Source organism: Faecalibacterium sp. DFI.5.82 (genome assembly GCF_029076575.1).
In the GTDB taxonomy this organism is placed as follows: Bacteria; Bacillota; Clostridia; order Oscillospirales; family Ruminococcaceae; genus Faecalibacterium; species Faecalibacterium duncaniae.
On the sequence record NZ_JARFIS010000624.1, the window covers coordinates 1 to 305 of the forward strand.

Genomic DNA, 305 nt, shown 5'->3' on the forward strand with positions numbered 1-305 from the left:
CCACATCGTAGGGGTAGATGCGCACCACGTTGCGCAGGGCACTGTCACACCAAGGAGCGCGCCGAGGAAGCCGCCCGCAAAGCATGGCGGGAGCAGTTTGATCTGGCCTCTGCCCGTGCGGTGGCGGCTCTGCCCATGCTGGCCGAGTACTGCTTACCGCTGGTCAAGGTGGGTGGCAGCTTCCTTGCCATGAAAGGCGCTTCCGGCGAGGAGGAGCTGGCTGCAGCCCGGCAGAGGTGGAGGTGCTCCGCACCCGGAACGGCTGTGTGGCCCGCATCCAGGCCGCCGGGCAGACCTTTGTTACC

Annotated in this window: 1 protein-coding gene; it reads left to right on the forward strand. The window is 66.9% G+C overall.

Annotated features, from left to right (window positions below):
- Nucleotides 1–305: RsmG family class I SAM-dependent methyltransferase (locus tag P0G09_RS18155; RefSeq protein ID WP_275253366.1), on the forward strand; the 305-nt coding region annotated here is incomplete at both ends.